The sequence below is a fragment of the Dyella japonica A8 genome (assembly GCF_000725385.1).
GTDB lineage: Bacteria > Pseudomonadota > Gammaproteobacteria > Xanthomonadales > Rhodanobacteraceae > Dyella > Dyella japonica_C.
On sequence record NZ_CP008884.1, the window covers coordinates 3,725,612 to 3,742,088 of the forward strand.

At 64.0% G+C, this 16,477-nt stretch carries 13 protein-coding genes and 1 riboswitch; of the genes, 8 read left to right on the plus strand and 5 right to left on the minus strand.

What is annotated here, in order from left to right:
- Positions 1-8 precede the first annotated feature (8 nt).
- The gene (fdhD, locus tag HY57_RS15610) at positions 9-857 is read left to right on the plus strand and encodes a formate dehydrogenase accessory sulfurtransferase FdhD (protein WP_019464970.1); all 849 of its coding nucleotides are present in this window, start codon (positions 9-11) and stop codon (positions 855-857) included.
- A 48-nt stretch (positions 858-905) separates the two neighbouring features.
- Here the strand turns inward: fdhD and HY57_RS15615 are convergent, their stop codons facing one another.
- On the minus strand, positions 906-1,442 hold the full coding sequence (locus HY57_RS15615; RefSeq protein ID WP_081870092.1) for a molybdopterin-dependent oxidoreductase: 537 nt from the start codon (positions 1,440-1,442) through the stop codon (positions 906-908).
- 211 nt (positions 1,443-1,653) lie between these two features.
- Here HY57_RS15615 and HY57_RS15620 point away from each other — a divergent pair, with 211 nt between their 5' ends.
- The 5 genes from HY57_RS15620 to HY57_RS15640 are packed head-to-tail and all read left to right on the plus strand — an operon-like array spanning position 1,654 to position 5,812.
- Positions 1,654-1,812, plus strand: a complete 159-nt coding sequence (locus HY57_RS15620; protein WP_019464968.1) for a hypothetical protein — start codon at positions 1,654-1,656, stop codon at positions 1,810-1,812.
- Positions 1,805-2,137, plus strand: a complete 333-nt coding sequence (locus tag HY57_RS15625; protein ID WP_081500628.1) for a chaperone NapD — start codon at positions 1,805-1,807, stop codon at positions 2,135-2,137. The genes HY57_RS15620 and HY57_RS15625 overlap by 8 nt, the downstream gene beginning before the upstream one ends.
- The gene (napA, locus tag HY57_RS15630; RefSeq protein WP_019464966.1) at positions 2,134-4,635 is read left to right on the plus strand and encodes a periplasmic nitrate reductase subunit alpha; all 2,502 of its coding nucleotides are present in this window, start codon (positions 2,134-2,136) and stop codon (positions 4,633-4,635) included. Before HY57_RS15625 ends, napA begins: the two co-directional genes overlap by 4 nt.
- Positions 4,636-4,646: 11 nt before the next feature.
- Positions 4,647-5,210, plus strand: coding sequence for a nitrate reductase cytochrome c-type subunit (locus HY57_RS15635; protein ID WP_019464965.1), 564 nt, complete (start codon positions 4,647-4,649; stop codon positions 5,208-5,210).
- Positions 5,211-5,242: 32 nt separating this feature from the next.
- A complete protein-coding gene (locus tag HY57_RS15640; RefSeq protein WP_026033869.1) occupies positions 5,243-5,812 on the plus strand; it encodes a cytochrome c3 family protein in 570 nt (189 codons plus the stop codon).
- 113 nt (positions 5,813-5,925) lie between these two features.
- Here the strand turns inward: HY57_RS15640 and HY57_RS15645 are convergent, their stop codons facing one another.
- From HY57_RS15645 to HY57_RS15655, 3 genes are all read right to left on the minus strand, one after another.
- Positions 5,926-6,768: a hypothetical protein gene (locus tag HY57_RS15645; protein ID WP_144240841.1), complete on the minus strand. Its 843-nt coding sequence runs from the start codon at positions 6,766-6,768 to the stop codon at positions 5,926-5,928.
- A 197-nt stretch (positions 6,769-6,965) separates the two neighbouring features.
- Positions 6,966-7,259 (minus strand): GYD domain-containing protein, encoded by a 294-nt coding sequence (locus HY57_RS15650; protein WP_019464962.1) that lies wholly within the window; start codon positions 7,257-7,259, stop codon positions 6,966-6,968.
- A 211-nt stretch (positions 7,260-7,470) separates the two neighbouring features.
- Complete coding sequence (locus HY57_RS15655; RefSeq protein WP_019464961.1) at positions 7,471-7,890, minus strand: VOC family protein; 420 nt, start codon at positions 7,888-7,890, stop codon at positions 7,471-7,473.
- A gap of 375 nt (positions 7,891-8,265) precedes the next feature.
- Positions 8,266-8,373: riboswitch (glycine riboswitch) on the plus strand.
- 39 nt (positions 8,374-8,412) lie between these two features.
- Here HY57_RS15655 and gcvP point away from each other — a divergent pair.
- Positions 8,413-11,304 carry an aminomethyl-transferring glycine dehydrogenase gene (gcvP, locus tag HY57_RS15660; RefSeq protein WP_019464960.1) on the plus strand — a complete coding sequence of 964 codons (2,892 nt, stop codon included), beginning with the start codon at positions 8,413-8,415 and terminating at the stop codon, positions 11,302-11,304.
- A 672-nt stretch (positions 11,305-11,976) separates the two neighbouring features.
- The gene (locus HY57_RS15665; protein ID WP_019464959.1) at positions 11,977-13,536 is read left to right on the plus strand and encodes a carbohydrate-binding protein; all 1,560 of its coding nucleotides are present in this window, start codon (positions 11,977-11,979) and stop codon (positions 13,534-13,536) included.
- A 107-nt stretch (positions 13,537-13,643) separates the two neighbouring features.
- On the opposite strand, the gene HY57_RS15670 is transcribed toward HY57_RS15665, so the two are convergent.
- Positions 13,644-16,295: a M1 family metallopeptidase gene (locus HY57_RS15670; RefSeq protein ID WP_019464958.1), complete on the minus strand. Its 2,652-nt coding sequence runs from the start codon at positions 16,293-16,295 to the stop codon at positions 13,644-13,646.
- Between the last annotated feature and the right edge of the window lie 182 nt (positions 16,296-16,477).

Sequence of the window (16,477 nt, forward strand, 5' to 3'; positions counted from 1 at the left end):
GCCAGACCATGCCCGAGCGCGAAGAAACCTCACCCGGCTACGCCGTCCGCCCCATTGACCGCTGGCGGCATGGCGGATCCACACACGAAGAGGACTTTGTCGCCGAGGAGGTACCCGTCGCCATGGTCTACAACGGCGCGACCTTCGCCGTGATGATGGCCTCGCCCCATGACCTGGACGATTTCGCGCTGGGTTTCTCCCTGACCGAACGCCTGGTCGGCGACGCCTCGCAGTTGTTGCAGTTGGAGACGCACACCCTGCTCGAGGGCATCGAGCTGGCGATCAAGGTCACCGACAGCGCACCGGGCGCGCATCTGGACAAGGAGCGGGAACGCCTGCTGCCTGGGCGCAGTGGCTGCGGCATCTGCGGCACGCGCGACCTGGAAAACGCCGTGCGCCACGACAGCGCCGTCGGCACCGGGCCCCACGTGTCCCACGACGCACTGGAACGGGCGCTCGGCGAATTGAAGGACCGCCAGCCGATGAACCACGCCACCGGTGCGGTGCACGCGGCGGCATGGGCGGATGCGGAAGGCCACATCGTGATCGTCCGCGAGGATGTCGGCCGCCACAACGCGCTGGACAAGCTGATCGGTGCACTCACCCGCGCCGGCATCGACGTGGACACGGGCTTCGCGGTGGTCACCAGCCGCGCCAGCTACGAGATGGTCACCAAGGCCGCCAGCGCCGGCATCAGCCTGCTCGCCGCCATTTCCGCGCCCACCGCGCTGGCCGTGGAGCTCGCGCGCAGCGCAGGCCTCACCCTGGTCGGCTTTGCACGGCCCGGCAGCCACAACGTCTATACCCATCCTGACCGTTTGGGGTCTTCCGCGTCGACGGAAGCCTCCGGCGGATAGCGAGTCGGTCAAGTCGACCTGATAACGCCCCACCCGCGTGCGGACCGGTCATGGGCGCGCCGTGGTTCCACCATCCACCACTTCGATGGATGTCACATTGCGCACCCAGCGCGCGGGCCGCTTGTCCCCCGGCACCAGCAGGCGGAAAGGACCATCCTTGTCCAGTGGCTTGCCGTCGCGCGTATCGACCAGCAGAACCTGCGTGTGTCCCAGCGTGGCATCGAGATCGGCAAGACCGAACACGACCTGATACTGATCGGCGGCAGTGACGCGAACGAAGGAGGCCAGGGCCTTGCCGTGCAGCGGTTTGTCCAGCGACACGCCAGCCCTGGCCAGCACGTCTTCCAGCTTCACGCCTCGCCACTGGCTGGCAGGTTCATCGTGCGCAGACGCCGTCACCTCTTCGTGAGGCATGCCAGCCAGGGTTTTGGCATCCAGCGTCAACGGAGGCTTGCCTGCCGTGAGCACCTTCACTTCCGTCGCCCCATTGGACGACACCACATCGGCAGCATGCGCCGCAAACACCAAACACGTAGCAAGCAGAAAACTACTTAGGTAAAACCGCGTCCCCATCCGTTTTGTCATGCGCTGGTCCTTCAAAAGGGAAATTCACACGGCTTTCATGGCAAGAGAAAAGTACCGCGCGTAGACTCGCTCGCGTTTGCATCGAAGCATGCTTCGTAGGCCATTGCCAACCATGGCAGCCGGCCTGATCCAGGTCAGCAACCCAGGGGAACCACCGGTTTAGCTTAAAGCACAGATCTGGGTCGAGCCGTCCAGCGGGAAGGAGGTGCGCGTGGAATCATCGAACAACGCAGTCACAGGCAAACAGGAACGGACCACCTTCCTTCTTTTGCTCGTGCTGTTTCCCGTGCTGTCGGTCATGTTCATCGCCGCCTACGGTTTCGCCGTGTGGTTCTGGCAGATGTTCGTGAGTGGCCCGCCCCATGTCTGACGTCCATGCGCCCCGCCCAGGAGCCCCCGCAAGGGACGAACACCACATCTCCAGCCTGGTAGTGCTGCATCGTCCTGAGGCTACCGACGCGCTGAAGGCTTTTGTCGATCACCGCCCCGCCCTGGACATCGCCGTACAGGGAGACTGCCGCTGCGTGATGGTGTGCGAAACCGACAGCCAGCGCGCGGTGATGGACCACATCGATGCCCTGGAGGCCTTGCCCGGCGTCATCAACGTATCGCTGATCTACCACCACGTGGAACCCCGCGCCGTCATGGACGACGTGATGGAAACGGGCGCTACGCCCCGAGGAACCGACGCATGACACTGACCCTGACGCGAAGGGATTTCATCCGCAACTCCGCCATTGCCGTGGCGGCGAACGTGGCCGGCCTTGCCCTGCCCGCCAACGCCACGAACGTCCTGCTGGAAGGGGACATGACCCAGCTCAAGTGGAGCAAGGCGCCCTGCCGCTTCTGCGGCACCGGCTGCGGGGTCAACGTGGCAGTGAAGGACGGCCGCGTGGTGGCCACGCACGGCGACCAGCTGGCCGAGGTCAATCGCGGCATCAACTGCGTGAAGGGCTATTTCCTTTCCAAGATCATGTATGGCGCGGACCGCCTGACCATGCCGCTGCTGCGCAAGAAAGATGGTGTCTATGCCAAGGACGGCACCTTCACCGAAGTCTCGTGGGACGAAGCCTTCGACGTGATGGCCCAGCAGTTCAAGCGCGTGCTGAAGGAAAAGGGCCCCGAGTACGTCGGCATGTTCGGTTCCGGCCAGTGGACCGTGTGGGAGGGCTATGCCGCCAACAAGCTGTTCAAGGGCGGCTTCCGCAGCAACAACCTCGACCCGAACGCACGCCATTGCATGGCCTCGGCGGTCATGGGCTTCATGCGCAGCTTCGGCATGGACGAGCCGATGGGTTGCTATGACGACATCGAAGCCACCGACGCCTTCGTGCTGTGGGGTTCGAACATGGCGGAGATGCATCCCATCCTGTGGACGCGCGTCACCGATCGGCGGCTGTCCAACCCCAACGTGAAGGTGGCGGTGCTGTCGACCTTCGAGCATCGCAGCTTCGAGCTGGCCGACATCCCCATCGTGTTCACGCCGCAGACGGACCTGGTGATCCTGAACTACATCGCCAACCACATCATCCAGACCGGCCGGGTCAACAAGGATTTCGTCAACAAGCACACCACCTTCAAGCGCGGCGTCACCGACATTGGCTACGGTCTGCGCCCGGACAATCCGCTGGAAGTGAATGCCAAGAACGCCAAGGACCCGAACGCCAGCGAGCCCATCGACTTCGAACAGTTCGCCGCCTTCGTCAAGCCGTACACGCTGGAAAAAACCGTCGAAATGACGGGCGTGGAAAAGGGCTGGCTGGAAAAGCTGGCCGAACTCTATGCCGACCCGAACACCAAGGTCGTGTCGTTCTGGACCATGGGTTTCAACCAGCACACGCGCGGCGTGTGGGCCAACAACATGGTCTACAACCTGCACCTGCTCACCGGCAAGATTTCCACGCCGGGCAATAGCCCGTTCTCGCTCACCGGCCAACCTTCCGCCTGCGGTACCGCACGAGAGGTGGGCACGTTCAGCCATCGCCTGCCGGCCGACATGGTGGTGACCAACCCGGAGCACCGCAAGCACGCCGAGGAGATCTGGAAGGTCCCGCACGGCATCATCCAGCCCAAGCCCGGCTACCACGCCGTGCAGCAAAACCGCATGCTGCGCGACGGCAAGCTCAATGCGTACTGGGTGCAGGTCAACAACAACGTACAGGCCGGCGCGAACCTGATGCAGGAGACGTACCTGGGCTATCGCGATCCGCGCAACTTCATCGTCGTGTCGGATGCCTACCCCACGGTCACCGCGCAGTCGGCGGACCTGATCCTTCCCGCCGCCATGTGGGTGGAGAAGGAAGGTGCCTATGGCAATGCCGAACGCCGCACGCAGTTCTGGCACCAGCTGGTGAAGGCACCGGGACAGGCACGCTCGGATCTGTGGCAACTCATGGAGTTCTCCAAGCGATTCACTACGGACGAAGTCTGGCCGGCGGACATCCTCGCCGCCAATCCGCAGTTCAAGGGCAAGACACTGTTCGACGTGCTGTACCGCAACGGCAATGTCGACAAGTTCCCCTCCTCCGAGATGGAGGCCGGTTACGACAATGACGAAACCGCCGCCTTCGGCTTCTACGTGCAGAAGGGCCTGTTCGAGGAGTACGCGACGTTCGGCCGGGGGCATGGCCATGACCTCGCGCCGTTCGACGATTACCACAAGGCACGCGGCCTGCGCTGGCCCGTGGTCAATGGCAAGGAAACCCGCTGGCGTTATCGCGAAGGCTCCGACCCCTACGTGAAGGCCGGCACGGAGTTCCAGTTCTATGGCAACCCGGATGGCCGCGCGGTGATCTGGGCGCTGCCGTATGAACCACCCGCCGAGATGCCGGACAAGGAATACGACCTGTGGCTGTCCACCGGACGCGTACTGGAGCACTGGCACTCCGGCTCGATGACCATGCGCGTGCCGGAGCTGTACCGCGCCTTCCCTGAAGCCATGGTGTTCATGAACCCCGATGACGCACGTGCGCGTGGCCTCAAGCGCGGGGACGAGGTGAAGGTGATCTCCCGGCGCGGCGAAATGCGCTCGCGAGTGGAAACGCGTGGCCGTAACCGTCCGCCACAAGGCCTGGTGTTCGTGCCCTGGTTCGACGCGGGCCAGCTGATCAACAAGGTGACGCTGGACGCGACCGATCCGATCTCCAAGCAGACCGACTACAAGAAGTGCGCGGTCAAGGTCGTGGCCGTCTAGGAGTGCCTTCCATGCGCGACAAATCCCTTATCGTTATCGCAGCGCTGGTGGTGCTCGTGGCCGCTGCCATTGGTTTCGCCGTCGGCCGGAAATCCACGCCCGAGCCGCAGGTCGCCACCCCGCCCGCCGCGACGCAACCCGCCGTCGCAAGCACGGCGGAACCCGTTTCGGCCGGCGATCAGATCGACGGCATCCGCCGAGGCGCCGCAGTCAATCGGGAAATCGCCCCGCCGCTGATGGCCCGCGTGGAGAACACGGACATCAAGCGTAACCGCGCCTACCCGATGCAGCCGCCCACCATCCCGCACTCGATCGACAACTACCAGATCGACAAGAACTCCAACCGCTGCCTGCTGTGTCATTCGCGCGCCAACGCGGACAAGTTCCAGGCGCCGCCGGTCAGCGTGACCCACTACATGGATCGCAACGACCAGTTCCTTGCCACCATTTCGCCGCGCCGTTATTTCTGCAACCAGTGCCACGTGGTGCAGACCGACGCCAAGACGCTGGTGGCCAACAACTTCAAGGACATTGACACCATTCTGTCCGAAGAAAACGCGAAGAAGGCGAACTGACCATGTGGCAGCGACTCAAGCAGGGGTTCGCCATGCTTTGGCGGACCGTTCGCCGCCCCAGCGTCCATTACAGCCTTGGCTTCCTCACGCTGGGCGGTTTCGTTGCCGGCGTGCTGTTCTGGGGCGCGTTCAACACGGGCCTGGAGATGACCAATACGGAGGCGTTCTGCACGGGTTGCCATGAGATGCGCGACAACGTCTTCCAGGAACTGAAGTCGACCATCCACTACACCAATCGCTCCGGCGTGCGTGCCAGTTGTCCCGACTGCCATGTACCGCACAAGTGGACGGACAAGATCGCGCGCAAGATGCAGGCATCGAAGGAAGTGTGGGGAAAGATCTTCGGCACGGTGGATACGCGCGAGAAATTCCTCGACCACCGGCTGGAGCTGGCCGAGCATGAATGGGCACGCCTGAAGGCCAACGATTCGCTCGAGTGCCGCAATTGCCACAACTACACATCGATGGACCTGACGCGGCAATCCACACGCGCTGCGGAGATCCACAAACGCTGGCTGGGCACGGGCGAAAAGACCTGCATCGATTGCCACAAGGGCATCGCGCATCACCTTCCTGACATGACGGGGATCCCGCAGGGGTAAGTCGCCCATATCGCCAGTAAGGGGCAAAACTCCTCCCTCGGACATGCAAATCGGCGGCCCCGCGACCTGCTGGGAGCACTCGCCTCCTCGCAGCGCTCCAGTGGCATTGGTCATCAACCAACGCTATGCATGAAGCCGTAGACCATTCCGTCTGCCAGAAGAAAACCCAAACCAAGCATCAATCCAAGAGCGAGGACGTTACCGATGCCGCCAAACCGCCGCGTGCGCAGAGCGAGCACCTCCCAATGCCCGCCTCCCTCCCTCGTGTTGGAGAGAGCGATGTAGTAGACGAGGCGAAGCATGGCCCCTACTCCAGCTATCGTGATAAATAGAGCAGCTGAAAGCTCGTATGTTATCCATTGAACGTATTCGCTGCTCAGCGAACGAATGAATAGAAATGCAGCGCGCAAGATCGTGCCAACATTGATGGCATCCCCAGCCAGAAGGCCCCGCGCGTAAGTAGCCACTTCAGGCGAGATAGCCTGCTGCACTTTCTGAATAAGCCAGAAGCATCCTAACGAAACCAGCATGGGCACGATGGTCTGAAGCCACCAGTCTCGCGTATTGAACCGACCCGTCACGCAAGCCAACAATGCAGCCGTTAGGCAAAAAGCCGCTACCGTGGCATTGAACACGCAGAGCGTATCCACAATGGTCTGCAGGAAAGCCGCAAATAGGAAAATGGACACGGCAGCGACCATGAGAAGTACAACCAACAAGGATCCGTCCCCATCCCCTTGTGAGGAACGATGGTGATTTCCTTGTCGACGAGGCTCTGCATCTTTGTACTTATCGAGTGCTCGTCTTACTTCCCTGGGAGAGACTTCCGTTTGCTCCGCCTCAGGGCGAACACTTAGCTTCACAAACAAGGCGCCCAGCAGAACACCGGCCAAAGGACCGCCGACGTATGCCTCGAAATGAGCGTTTCCAAATATTTCCAGCAGCTTGTCCAGCACTCGATATCCTTCTCGTCCTCGGAAACTCTTCGTCGCAGAGGCGAGTTCCTTGGCCATGACACGACGGTGGGACGCCATCTGATCGGATGGTTATAACTTAGTTTCTCGGCTCGGGTGAGACAAACTTGAGTACACGCCACGCAATGAGTGGAACCAAACCCATCGCAACGGATTTGGTCCACCCGGTTTGGCCTGCCCTACCCCATCTTGACGAGCACCGCCTGCATCTCCTCGCCGGAGAATGCGCGCAAGGTTTCGGATCGCGTGTTTCCGGCCGCGCTGATGGACAGGCCGAAGGCGGTCGCGGACAACTCATCCGGGGCCTCGATGATGGCCACCAGGTCGTACTGCCCAAGCGTCCAGTACAGGTCCTTGACCTTGGCGCCGAACTTTCCCGCCGCGGCCTTTACCGCATCACCCCGTTTGGTGGTGTCCTTGATCGATCGCATGCCCTGCTCGGTGATGCGCGCGAGCGCAATGTATGTCGCCATGCTCGTTTCTCCCGTTTGGATCAAACGTGACAGTGGGACCGTGGGCGGCATCAGACACTGCGTTTGTCCCGTGACGCCGGACTGCGGCTCACCAGGGACGGGGCACCACCGGCGGCGCGACATCCGCGCTACCGGGCCATACGGTCGGCGACTATAGGCAAGATATTGCGACCACCAGGTGAAGGTGATGGCGCGGTGCGGCTGGCGGCGCTCAGGCGTGCGGCGGGCCCTTAAGCTCGATCATGTTTCCCTGCGGGTCGTACAGGTAGATGGACGGGCCCTCGCCCTTGGCGCCGTAGCGCGAGCCGATATCGCCGACGCGCACGCCATGGGCTTTCAGGTGGGCCACGATGGCGGCCTCGTCGTAATCCTCCACCTGCAGGCACAGGTGGTCCATGTTGTGCCCCTCCTTGCCCGGGCCCGCGCCGCCCAGGCGGCCCAGCTTGCTGTCCAGCGCCACCAGGTCGATCAGGGAGTCGCCGGCGCGCAGCTGCACCAGGCCGATCTCGTCCTGCCGGCGCTCTTCCTTGCAGCCCAGCACGTCGCAATAGAAGCGCTGCATGGCGGCCACGTCAGTCACGCGCAGCACCACGTGGTCGATACGGCTCAATCGGAATGGGGGCTTGGGCATGGGGAGACTCCGTAGGAGGGGTTTCGGGGGACGTCGAATACGCGGGTGTTTTGCCCGTCATCCCCGCGAACCCCGCAAAAGGGGGCAAGAGCGGGGATCCAGCGCCTTTGCGTTCTGTAGTGGCGCTGAAAGACGCTGGATTCCCGCTCTTGCCCCCTTTTGCGGGGTTCGCGGGAATGACGGGCTCGGTGGTGGCCCGCTATCTTATGACGCCTGAGACACGGACCGCGCCGTGGCTGAAGCCATGCTCCGCCGGGGAGGCAATCGCGGCCAAGGCGCCTTATAATCGTCGTTTAGCGTGTGGTGGGAGAAGCGGCGAGAGCCGCTGCCGAAGGCGCAACGCCCGTAATCGCTCAGGCCCCATACCATCACCCGCACCAACACTCTGGAGAGACCGGTTGAATCCGGCGCCGAAGGGGCACGAAGCCTGGGTTTCCCAACCCGGTCTTCCAAACTCTCAGGCAAAAGGACAGAGGGGCGCTTCGCGTGCGGCTTGCACGTTTCTTACGGACGCCCCTGCCAATGAGTCAGAACGCCAATCCTTCCCTGCGCGACCTCGAGCACCACGACGCCTTCATCGAGCGTCACATCGGCCCCAACGAAGCGGAAATTGCCACCATGCTGGCGCTGCTGGGCTATGACTCGCTGGAAGCGATGACCGACGCCATCGTGCCGGGCAAGATCAAGTCGCCGGCCCCGCTGGCCCTGCCCGCGCCGATCACCGAAGTGGAAGCGATCGCCAAGATCCGCGCCATCGCCGACAAGAACCAGGTGCTCAAGAGCTTCATCGGCCAGGGTTACTACGGCACGCTGACCCCCAACGTCATCCTGCGCAACATCCTGGAGAACCCGGCGTGGTACACGGCCTATACGCCGTACCAGGCGGAAATCTCGCAGGGCCGCATGGAGGCGCTGATCAACTTCCAGACCATGTGCGCCGACCTCACCGGCATGGAGATCGCCAACGCGTCCCTGCTCGACGAGGGCACCGCCGCCGCCGAAGCCATGACGCTGGCCAAGCGCTCGGCCAAGTCCAAGTCCGACACCTTCTTCGTTTCCAACGCCGTGCACCCGCAGACGCTGGAAGTGCTCAAGACCCGCGCCGAGGCGATGGGCATCAAGCTGCACATCGGTGACGACGCCGAGGCCACCAAGGTGGACAGCTACGGCGTGCTGCTGCAGTACCCCAACACCTTCGGCCAGATCAACGACTACAAGGCGCTGGCGGACACCGTGCACGCGCGCCACGGCGTGGTCTGCGTGGCCACCGACCTGCTCGCCCTGACCCTGATCGCCTCGCCGGGCGAATGGGGCGCCGACATCGTGGTGGGCAACACCCAGCGCTTCGGCGTGCCGTTCGGCTTCGGCGGCCCGCACGCTGCTTTCATGGCCTGCCGCGACAGCTACAAGCGTTCGATGCCGGGCCGCCTGATCGGCGTGTCCATCGACGCCGAAGGCAAGCCCGCCTACCGCCTCACGCTGCAGACGCGCGAGCAGCACATCCGCCGCGAGAAGGCCACCTCCAACATCTGTACCGCGCAGGTGCTGCTGGCCGTGATGGCGAGCATGTATGCCGTGTACCATGGCCCGGAAGGCCTGACCCGCATTGCCCGTCGCGTGCATCGCCTGGCCTCGATCCTGTTTGTGGCACTGCGTCAGGCTGGTGTCGCCGCCGACACGCACTTCTTCGACACGCTGCACGTCACCGGCGTCGATGCCGCCGCCCTGCATGCCAAGGCTCGCGCTGCCGGCTTCAACCTGCGTGCGATCGACGCGAACAGCGTCGGCGTCAGCCTCGATGAAACCACCACGCGCGCCGACGTCATCGCGCTGGCTGAAGTGTTCGGCGCCAAGATCGCCGACATCGATGCGCTCGATGCCAGCGTGCACGACGCCCTGCCGCCGCAGCTGCTGCGCCAGACCAAGTTCCTGACCCACCCGGCCTTCAACACGCACCACAGCGAGCACGAGCTGCTGCGCTACATGCGTTCGCTGGCGGACAAGGATCTGGCGATGGATCGCACCATGATCCCGCTGGGCAGCTGCACCATGAAGCTCAACGCCACCGCCGAGATGATTCCGGTGACGTGGCCGGAATTTGCCAACATCCATCCGCTGGCGCCGGCCGACCAGGCCGTCGGCTACAAGCAGCTCATCGACGAGTTGGAAGCGATGCTGGTGGAGTGCACCGGCTACGACGCCGTCAGCCTGCAGCCGAACTCCGGCGCGCAGGGCGAATACGCCGGCCTGCTCGCCATTCGCGCCTACCACCGCTCGCGCGGCGAAGGCCATCGCGATATCTGCCTGATCCCGGAATCGGCCCACGGTACCAACCCCGCTTCCGCGCAGATGTGCGGCATGCAGGTGGTGGTGACCAAGTGCGATGCGAACGGCAACGTGGACGTGGCCGACATCCAGCGCGCCGCCGAGAAGTTCAGCGACCGCCTGGCCGCACTGATGATCACCTACCCGTCCACGCACGGCGTGTTCGAGGAAGACATCGTCAAGATCTGCGAGATCGTGCACCAGCACGGTGGCCAGGTGTATACCGACGGCGCCAACATGAACGCGCTGGTCGGCGTGGCCAAGCCGGGCAAGTGGGGTTCGGACGTCTCGCACCTCAACCTGCACAAGACCTTCTGCATTCCGCACGGCGGTGGCGGCCCGGGCGTGGGCCCGTGCGCGGTCAAGTCGCATCTCGCCCCGTTCCTGCCGCGTACCTTCGGCGGCGAAGGCGACGTGGGCATGGTGTCGGCCGCGAGCTTCGGCTCGGCCTCCATCCTGCCGATCAGCTGGATGTACATCACCATGATGGGCGCCGCCGGCCTGCGCCGCGCCACCCAGGTGGCCCTGCTCAACGCCAACTACATCGCCAAGCGCCTGGCGCCGCACTACGAGACGCTCTACACCGGCCGCAACGGCCTGGTGGCGCATGAGTGCATCCTCGACCTGCGCCCGCTCAAGGACGCCACCGGCATCGGCGCGGAAGACGTGGCCAAGCGCCTGATCGACTTCGGCTTCCACGCCCCGACGCTGAGCTTCCCGGTGGCCGGTACGCTGATGGTCGAACCGACCGAAAGCGAATCGCAGTACGAACTGGACCGCTTCATCGACGCGATGATCCAGATCCGCGACGAAATCCGCGCCGTGGACGAAGGCAAGCTCGATCGCGAGGACAACCCGCTCAAGCACGCCCCGCACACCGCCGTGATGGTGTCGGCTTCCGAGTGGACCCACGCCTATCCGCGCGAGCTGGCTGCCTTCCCGCTGCCCAGCCTGAAGTTCCAGAAGTACTGGTCGCCGGTGGCGCGCGTGGACAACGTCTACGGCGACAAGAACGTGTTCTGCAGCTGCGTGCCGGTGGAAGCCTTCAAGGGTGAAATCGAAGCCTTCAGCGAACCGAACGTCGCGTAAACCGTTCCAGCTCGATGCAAGGACGAAGGGCCCCGCAAGGGGCCCTTTTTCTTGGGCATGTCACCGACACGTAGCCCAGATGAAGCGCAGCGGGAATCCGGGATGACCATGCGAAAGCGGCCCCATGCGTCACCACGCTTTCGCTCGCTCCGTGAGCGCATGTTTTACGCCTTCGCGGCGTGTTCCCGGATTACGCCATTGGCTCCATCCGGGCGACGTCGCTGGGGCACGCCCTCCCCGGATGCGTTCGCAGGCTCCACCGGGTGAGCCGCTCACTGGACAACGTTGTCAGGAAAGTCCTGACCAACACGGAAGACGTCCAGACGTCTGGATCGGTCTAGACGCATCGCACCATGGCAACGCCGCGCCGTCCAGGCGTAACCACACTGCCAAGCGTAAAAAATAGCGCCAAAAGACGCTGCAATGCGGCAATAAAGCTGCCTTGCCAGCGCATGACAGCCGCGTGTCATTTTCACCACCGGGATCACAGTTCGCGGTGACTATTCACGACAACGTTGTCATGACAGGACACAAAGACGACACGCCACGGCCCGGGCTGGCCATGGCACGCAAGGACGCCGGGACATCAGGGGACCGCCAGCCAAGGAATGGCAACCGTTCGCCAAGGACACCTTCCGCTTTAGTCATGCAGCACAACCAGGAGATCCTTCCATGCGCTTGAAGAAGTCGGTTGTTTGGCTACGCACGGCACTCAACGCGATAGGCACCACCGCAGGTGGCGCGATGGCGATGAGCTTGATGACCATGGCTCCCGTGCAGACGGCGCACGCGCAGAGCACGCCCGCCTGTGCCGCAGCGTGGAGTTCGAGCACCGCTTACAACGGCGGCGCCGTGGTCAGCGAGAACGGCATCAACTACGTCGCCAACTGGTGGACGCAAGGCAATGACCCGGCCACCAGCAACGGTGTCACCGGTTCCGGGCAACCGTGGACCTCGCAGGGCGCATGTGGCGGCAGCAGCGGCTCGGGCAGTGGCAGTGGCACGGGTGGCGGCACCGGCACAGGCGGTTCGTCAGGCTCGTGCGCAGCGGCATGGGTTTCCAGCACCGCTTACAACGGCGGCGCGGTGGTGAGCGAGAACGGCATCAACTACACCGCCAACTGGTGGACGCAGGGCAACGACCCCGCCACCAACAGCGGCCCCAGCGGCTCGGGCAAGCCGTGGACGTCTGACGGTTCCTGCACGGGCGGCTCTTCCTCCGGAGGCGGCACACCGCCACCGCCTCCGCCGCCGCCGACGGGTGGTGGCGGGCCGGGCACGGGCGCCAACCTGCTCTACAGCCCGTACAAGGACGTCACGGTGAACCTCAACTGGAACACCAACGTGATGCAGACGGCCACGGCCACCGGCTCGGCGATTCCAGTCGTCGGCACCGGCAGCCTCAAGTCGAACTACGTCACCAACCTCAGCGCGCTCACGCTCGCCTTCGCCACCGGCGAATGCGGCAGCGAGAACTGGGGTGGCGTGCCGGGCGCGACGTTTGCCAGCGCGAATATCTCCGGGCTCTCCAGCGCGAGCCTGCCCTACGTGGTCGGCACGGGCGGCGCCGCCGGCACCTTCACCTGCGGCAGCACGGCGGGCTTCGCCAGCTTCCTGTCGCGCTACATGTCCTCGCAGATGGTGGGCGTGGACTTCGACATCGAGGGCGGCCAGTCGCAGGCGGACATCAACAACCTCGTTGCCGCTGCCGTGTACGGCCAGGGCCTGTACCCGAACCTGCGTTTCTCGTTCACGCTGGCCACGCTGGCCTCGTCGGATGGCAGCTACGGCGGCCTCAACAGCCTGGGCGACACGGTGGTGAAGGCGATCAAGGCTTCTTCGCTCACCAACTACACCATCAACCTGATGGTGATGGACTTCGGCAGCCCCGGCGCGACGGTGTGCGTGGTGTCCAACGGCAAGTGCGACATGGGCCAGTCCGCCATCCAGGCCGTGGCCAACTTGCAGCACACCTACGGCATCCCGGCCAGCAAGATCGAGCTGACCCCGATGATCGGCGTGAACGATGCGTCGGACGAGAACTTCAGCATCGCCAATACCGACACCATCACCAGCTACGCCGTCTCCAACGGCCTTGCCGGCCTGCACTTCTGGTCGCTGGACCGCGACAACCCGTGCAGCCAGACCACGGCATCGTCGACGTGTAACTCGGTGCCCTCCACTACGCCACTGCAGTACACCAAGCGGTTCCTGAGCGATCTGGGCCGATAAGACGAACGGGCGCTGCATGCGGCGCCCGTTTTCTCCGCACCAAAAAAAGGGCCTCGCTTGGCGAGGCCCTTTTCTTTACGGGCAATCCATAGCGAAGTGACGATGAATCAACCGCCGTTCTTCGCCAGCCACGCATCCACATCCGGCATGCGCTCGTTGCGCACCATGATGCGGTACTTGATGCTCGCCACGGCCGTCTCGGCGTCACGGCGCGAGCCGGGGTCGAGGTATTGGTTCGCGTAGGCGTTGATCTTGTCGATCATCGCCGGGTTGTACGAGCCTGAGCCGAGTCTCGGGTAATAACGACTGCGCGAACTGTTGTCGACCAGCTTGTCGACCTGCTCGCGATGCGCCAGGGCGAAGTCGAAGCCGAGCTCCGGATGCTCGCGGGAGACGACGCTGATCATGCCTGCGCTGTTGGTGGCACCCGGCTCGCCGGTAAGTGCAAGATCAAGCGCGCGTTGCGCGAGTGCCTTGTCTTCCGCGACGGCGAGCAGATCGTACAGGCGATCCTTCACCTGCGGCGTCTTTTCCGCCCTGGCTTCCGCGTGCAGCTTGTCCCATGTCGCCGCGTCGGCGTGATGGGCAACGACGGACAGGATGGTCTTGCGCAGCGCGACGGGCACCGCGCTGGGGTCGGTCGCCTGCGCGGCGTATCGACGCTGCGCCTCAGCCACCACGGCAGTGTCGTTCAGGCCGGACAGCACGCTGATCAGGTGTGTGCGCAAAATGGCGGTTGGCACGCTTTCACCGGGCTTCGCTTCCCAGCCCACGCGCTGGAACACCGGATCGAGCAACTTCACCGCGAAGGCGCGGAAGGCAGCCTGGCGCTTCGCGTCGCCATCGTAGTACTCGTCCATGCCGGACAGGTCACCGGCAATATCGTCCCAGATCTGTGGGTCGGCATCGAGCGGCGTGGCCTTGGCAAGGTCAAGGAAGCTCGATGCCGGTTGCAGGCCTGCCATACCCAGTGCCCAGGCGTCGCCGATCAGGCCGAGCTGGTCGATCGGCGCGATCCTGGCGAAGTCCTTCCTGATGGCCGCGAACTGCGCCGGCGCGTAGAGCGTGCGGTAGTAACCGCTCTGCCCCGCGTTCACCAGCAGCGTCCCGCAGCCCGGCACGACAAGCGAAGCTTCGCCGTCGACCACGGTGCTCACGGCCTTGCCGCCGGCAGCCTGTGCGATGACGGGCACGTGCCAGCGCAGCGGCTGCTTGTCGGGACGGTCGCGCGTAAATTCGCCTTGCGTCAGCTTGAGCGTGGTGGCGTGCTTGCTGCACGCACTGGCTTCCACGCGGATCAGCGGAATGCCCGGCTGCAGCGTGAAGTCGTGCGCGATGGTGGTGATCTGCTTGCCTGGCGCAGCTTCATCCATCGCGCGCCACAGGTCGTCGGACACGGCGTTGCCGTAGGCGTGGGCCTTGATGTAGTTACGCACGCCAGTGCGCCAGTTTTCTTCGCCCACGTAGGCTTCGAGCATGCCGATGACCGACTCACCCTTCGAATACGTGATCGCGTCGAACGCCTGACTGGCCTGCTCCACGGTTTCCACGTGCTGCACGACCGGATGTGTGGTCGCCACGGCATCGCGCCCCATCGCCGACTCGCGTGCGCCGACGGTATCGCCCAGTTTGGTGTTCCATTCCGGGTGCAGGCGCGCCGTGGTGCGCGAGGCCATCCACGAGGCGAAGCCTTCGTTGAGCCACAGGTCGTCCCACCAGCGCATGGTCACCAGGTCACCGAACCACTGGTGCGCCATTTCATGCGCGGCGGTGCCGAACACGTTCTGCTTGTCCTGCAGCGTGGAAAACGACGGATCGAGCAGCAACGCGTACTCGAAGGTGTAGATGGCGCCCCAGTTCTCCATCGCGGAGAAGAACTGGCTGCTGCCCGGCGAAGCCACGTTGTCCAGTTTGGGCAGCGGGAACTTCACGCCGAAATAGTCGTTGTATTCCTTCAGTACCGCCTTGCCCGATTCGAGCGTGAAAGCGCCCTGCGCGGACAGGCCCTTCTGCGTGATCACGCCGATCTCGGTGCCGTCCTGCTGGGTGGTGACGCGATCAAAGTCGCCGGTGCCGAAGAACAGCAGGTAGGTGGACATCTTCGGCGACGGCTGGAACGTCACCTGGCTCAGGCCGTGGCCGACATCCTTCTTGGAGGCCACCGGCATGTTGCTCACGGCCATCTGGTCGGCGGGCACGGTGGCGGTCAGGTCGAAGGTGGCCTTGTAGTTGGGTTCGTCCCACGAGGGGATGAAGCGGCGCGCGTCGGAGTTCTCGAACTGCGTATACAGCGCGCGCTTCTTGCCGGCCTTGCTGTCGTAGTCGATGGCGAACAGGCCGTTGGCCTGCGTGCCGATCTTGCCGGTGTAGCTCATCGCCAGCTTGTAGCTGCCGGCGGGAACCGGCTTGTCGAAGGTGAACGTGGCGGTCTGCGCCTTGTCGTCCACCACCACCTTGGCCTTGAGCGCGCCCTTGCCCGTGGCGGGCGTCAGCGTCACCGCGGCGAAGCGCAGGTCGATCGCATTGAGCGTGATGCTGCGGGTGGGTTGCAGCACCTCCACATCGACGACGACCTTGCCGTCGAAGCTGAGGCTGGAGGCATGCGGCGCCACCGAAACGTCATAGTGGGTGGGAACCACGTCGCGCGGAAGCTGCGTGGGCGTCTGCGTGGATGCCGGCGCGTCCAGCGCGGCAGCGATGCCAGCGGAACAAAAGCCGGCCAAGGCCAGCGCAATGGCGGAAGCCAAACGGATTCGCATGCTGTATCCCCTCATTGAATGGGCCGATGCGGTCCTGCTCGGCGCACATTGCTTTCATAGTGAGACATGGGGAGAGGCGGCGCACATGGCCGGAAGTCATGGTGTCGCGTGGCCGAAAGGCGCTGAATGACCGGCCATTCGACCCATGAAGGTGCTGGATTCCCGCCTTCGCGGGAATGACG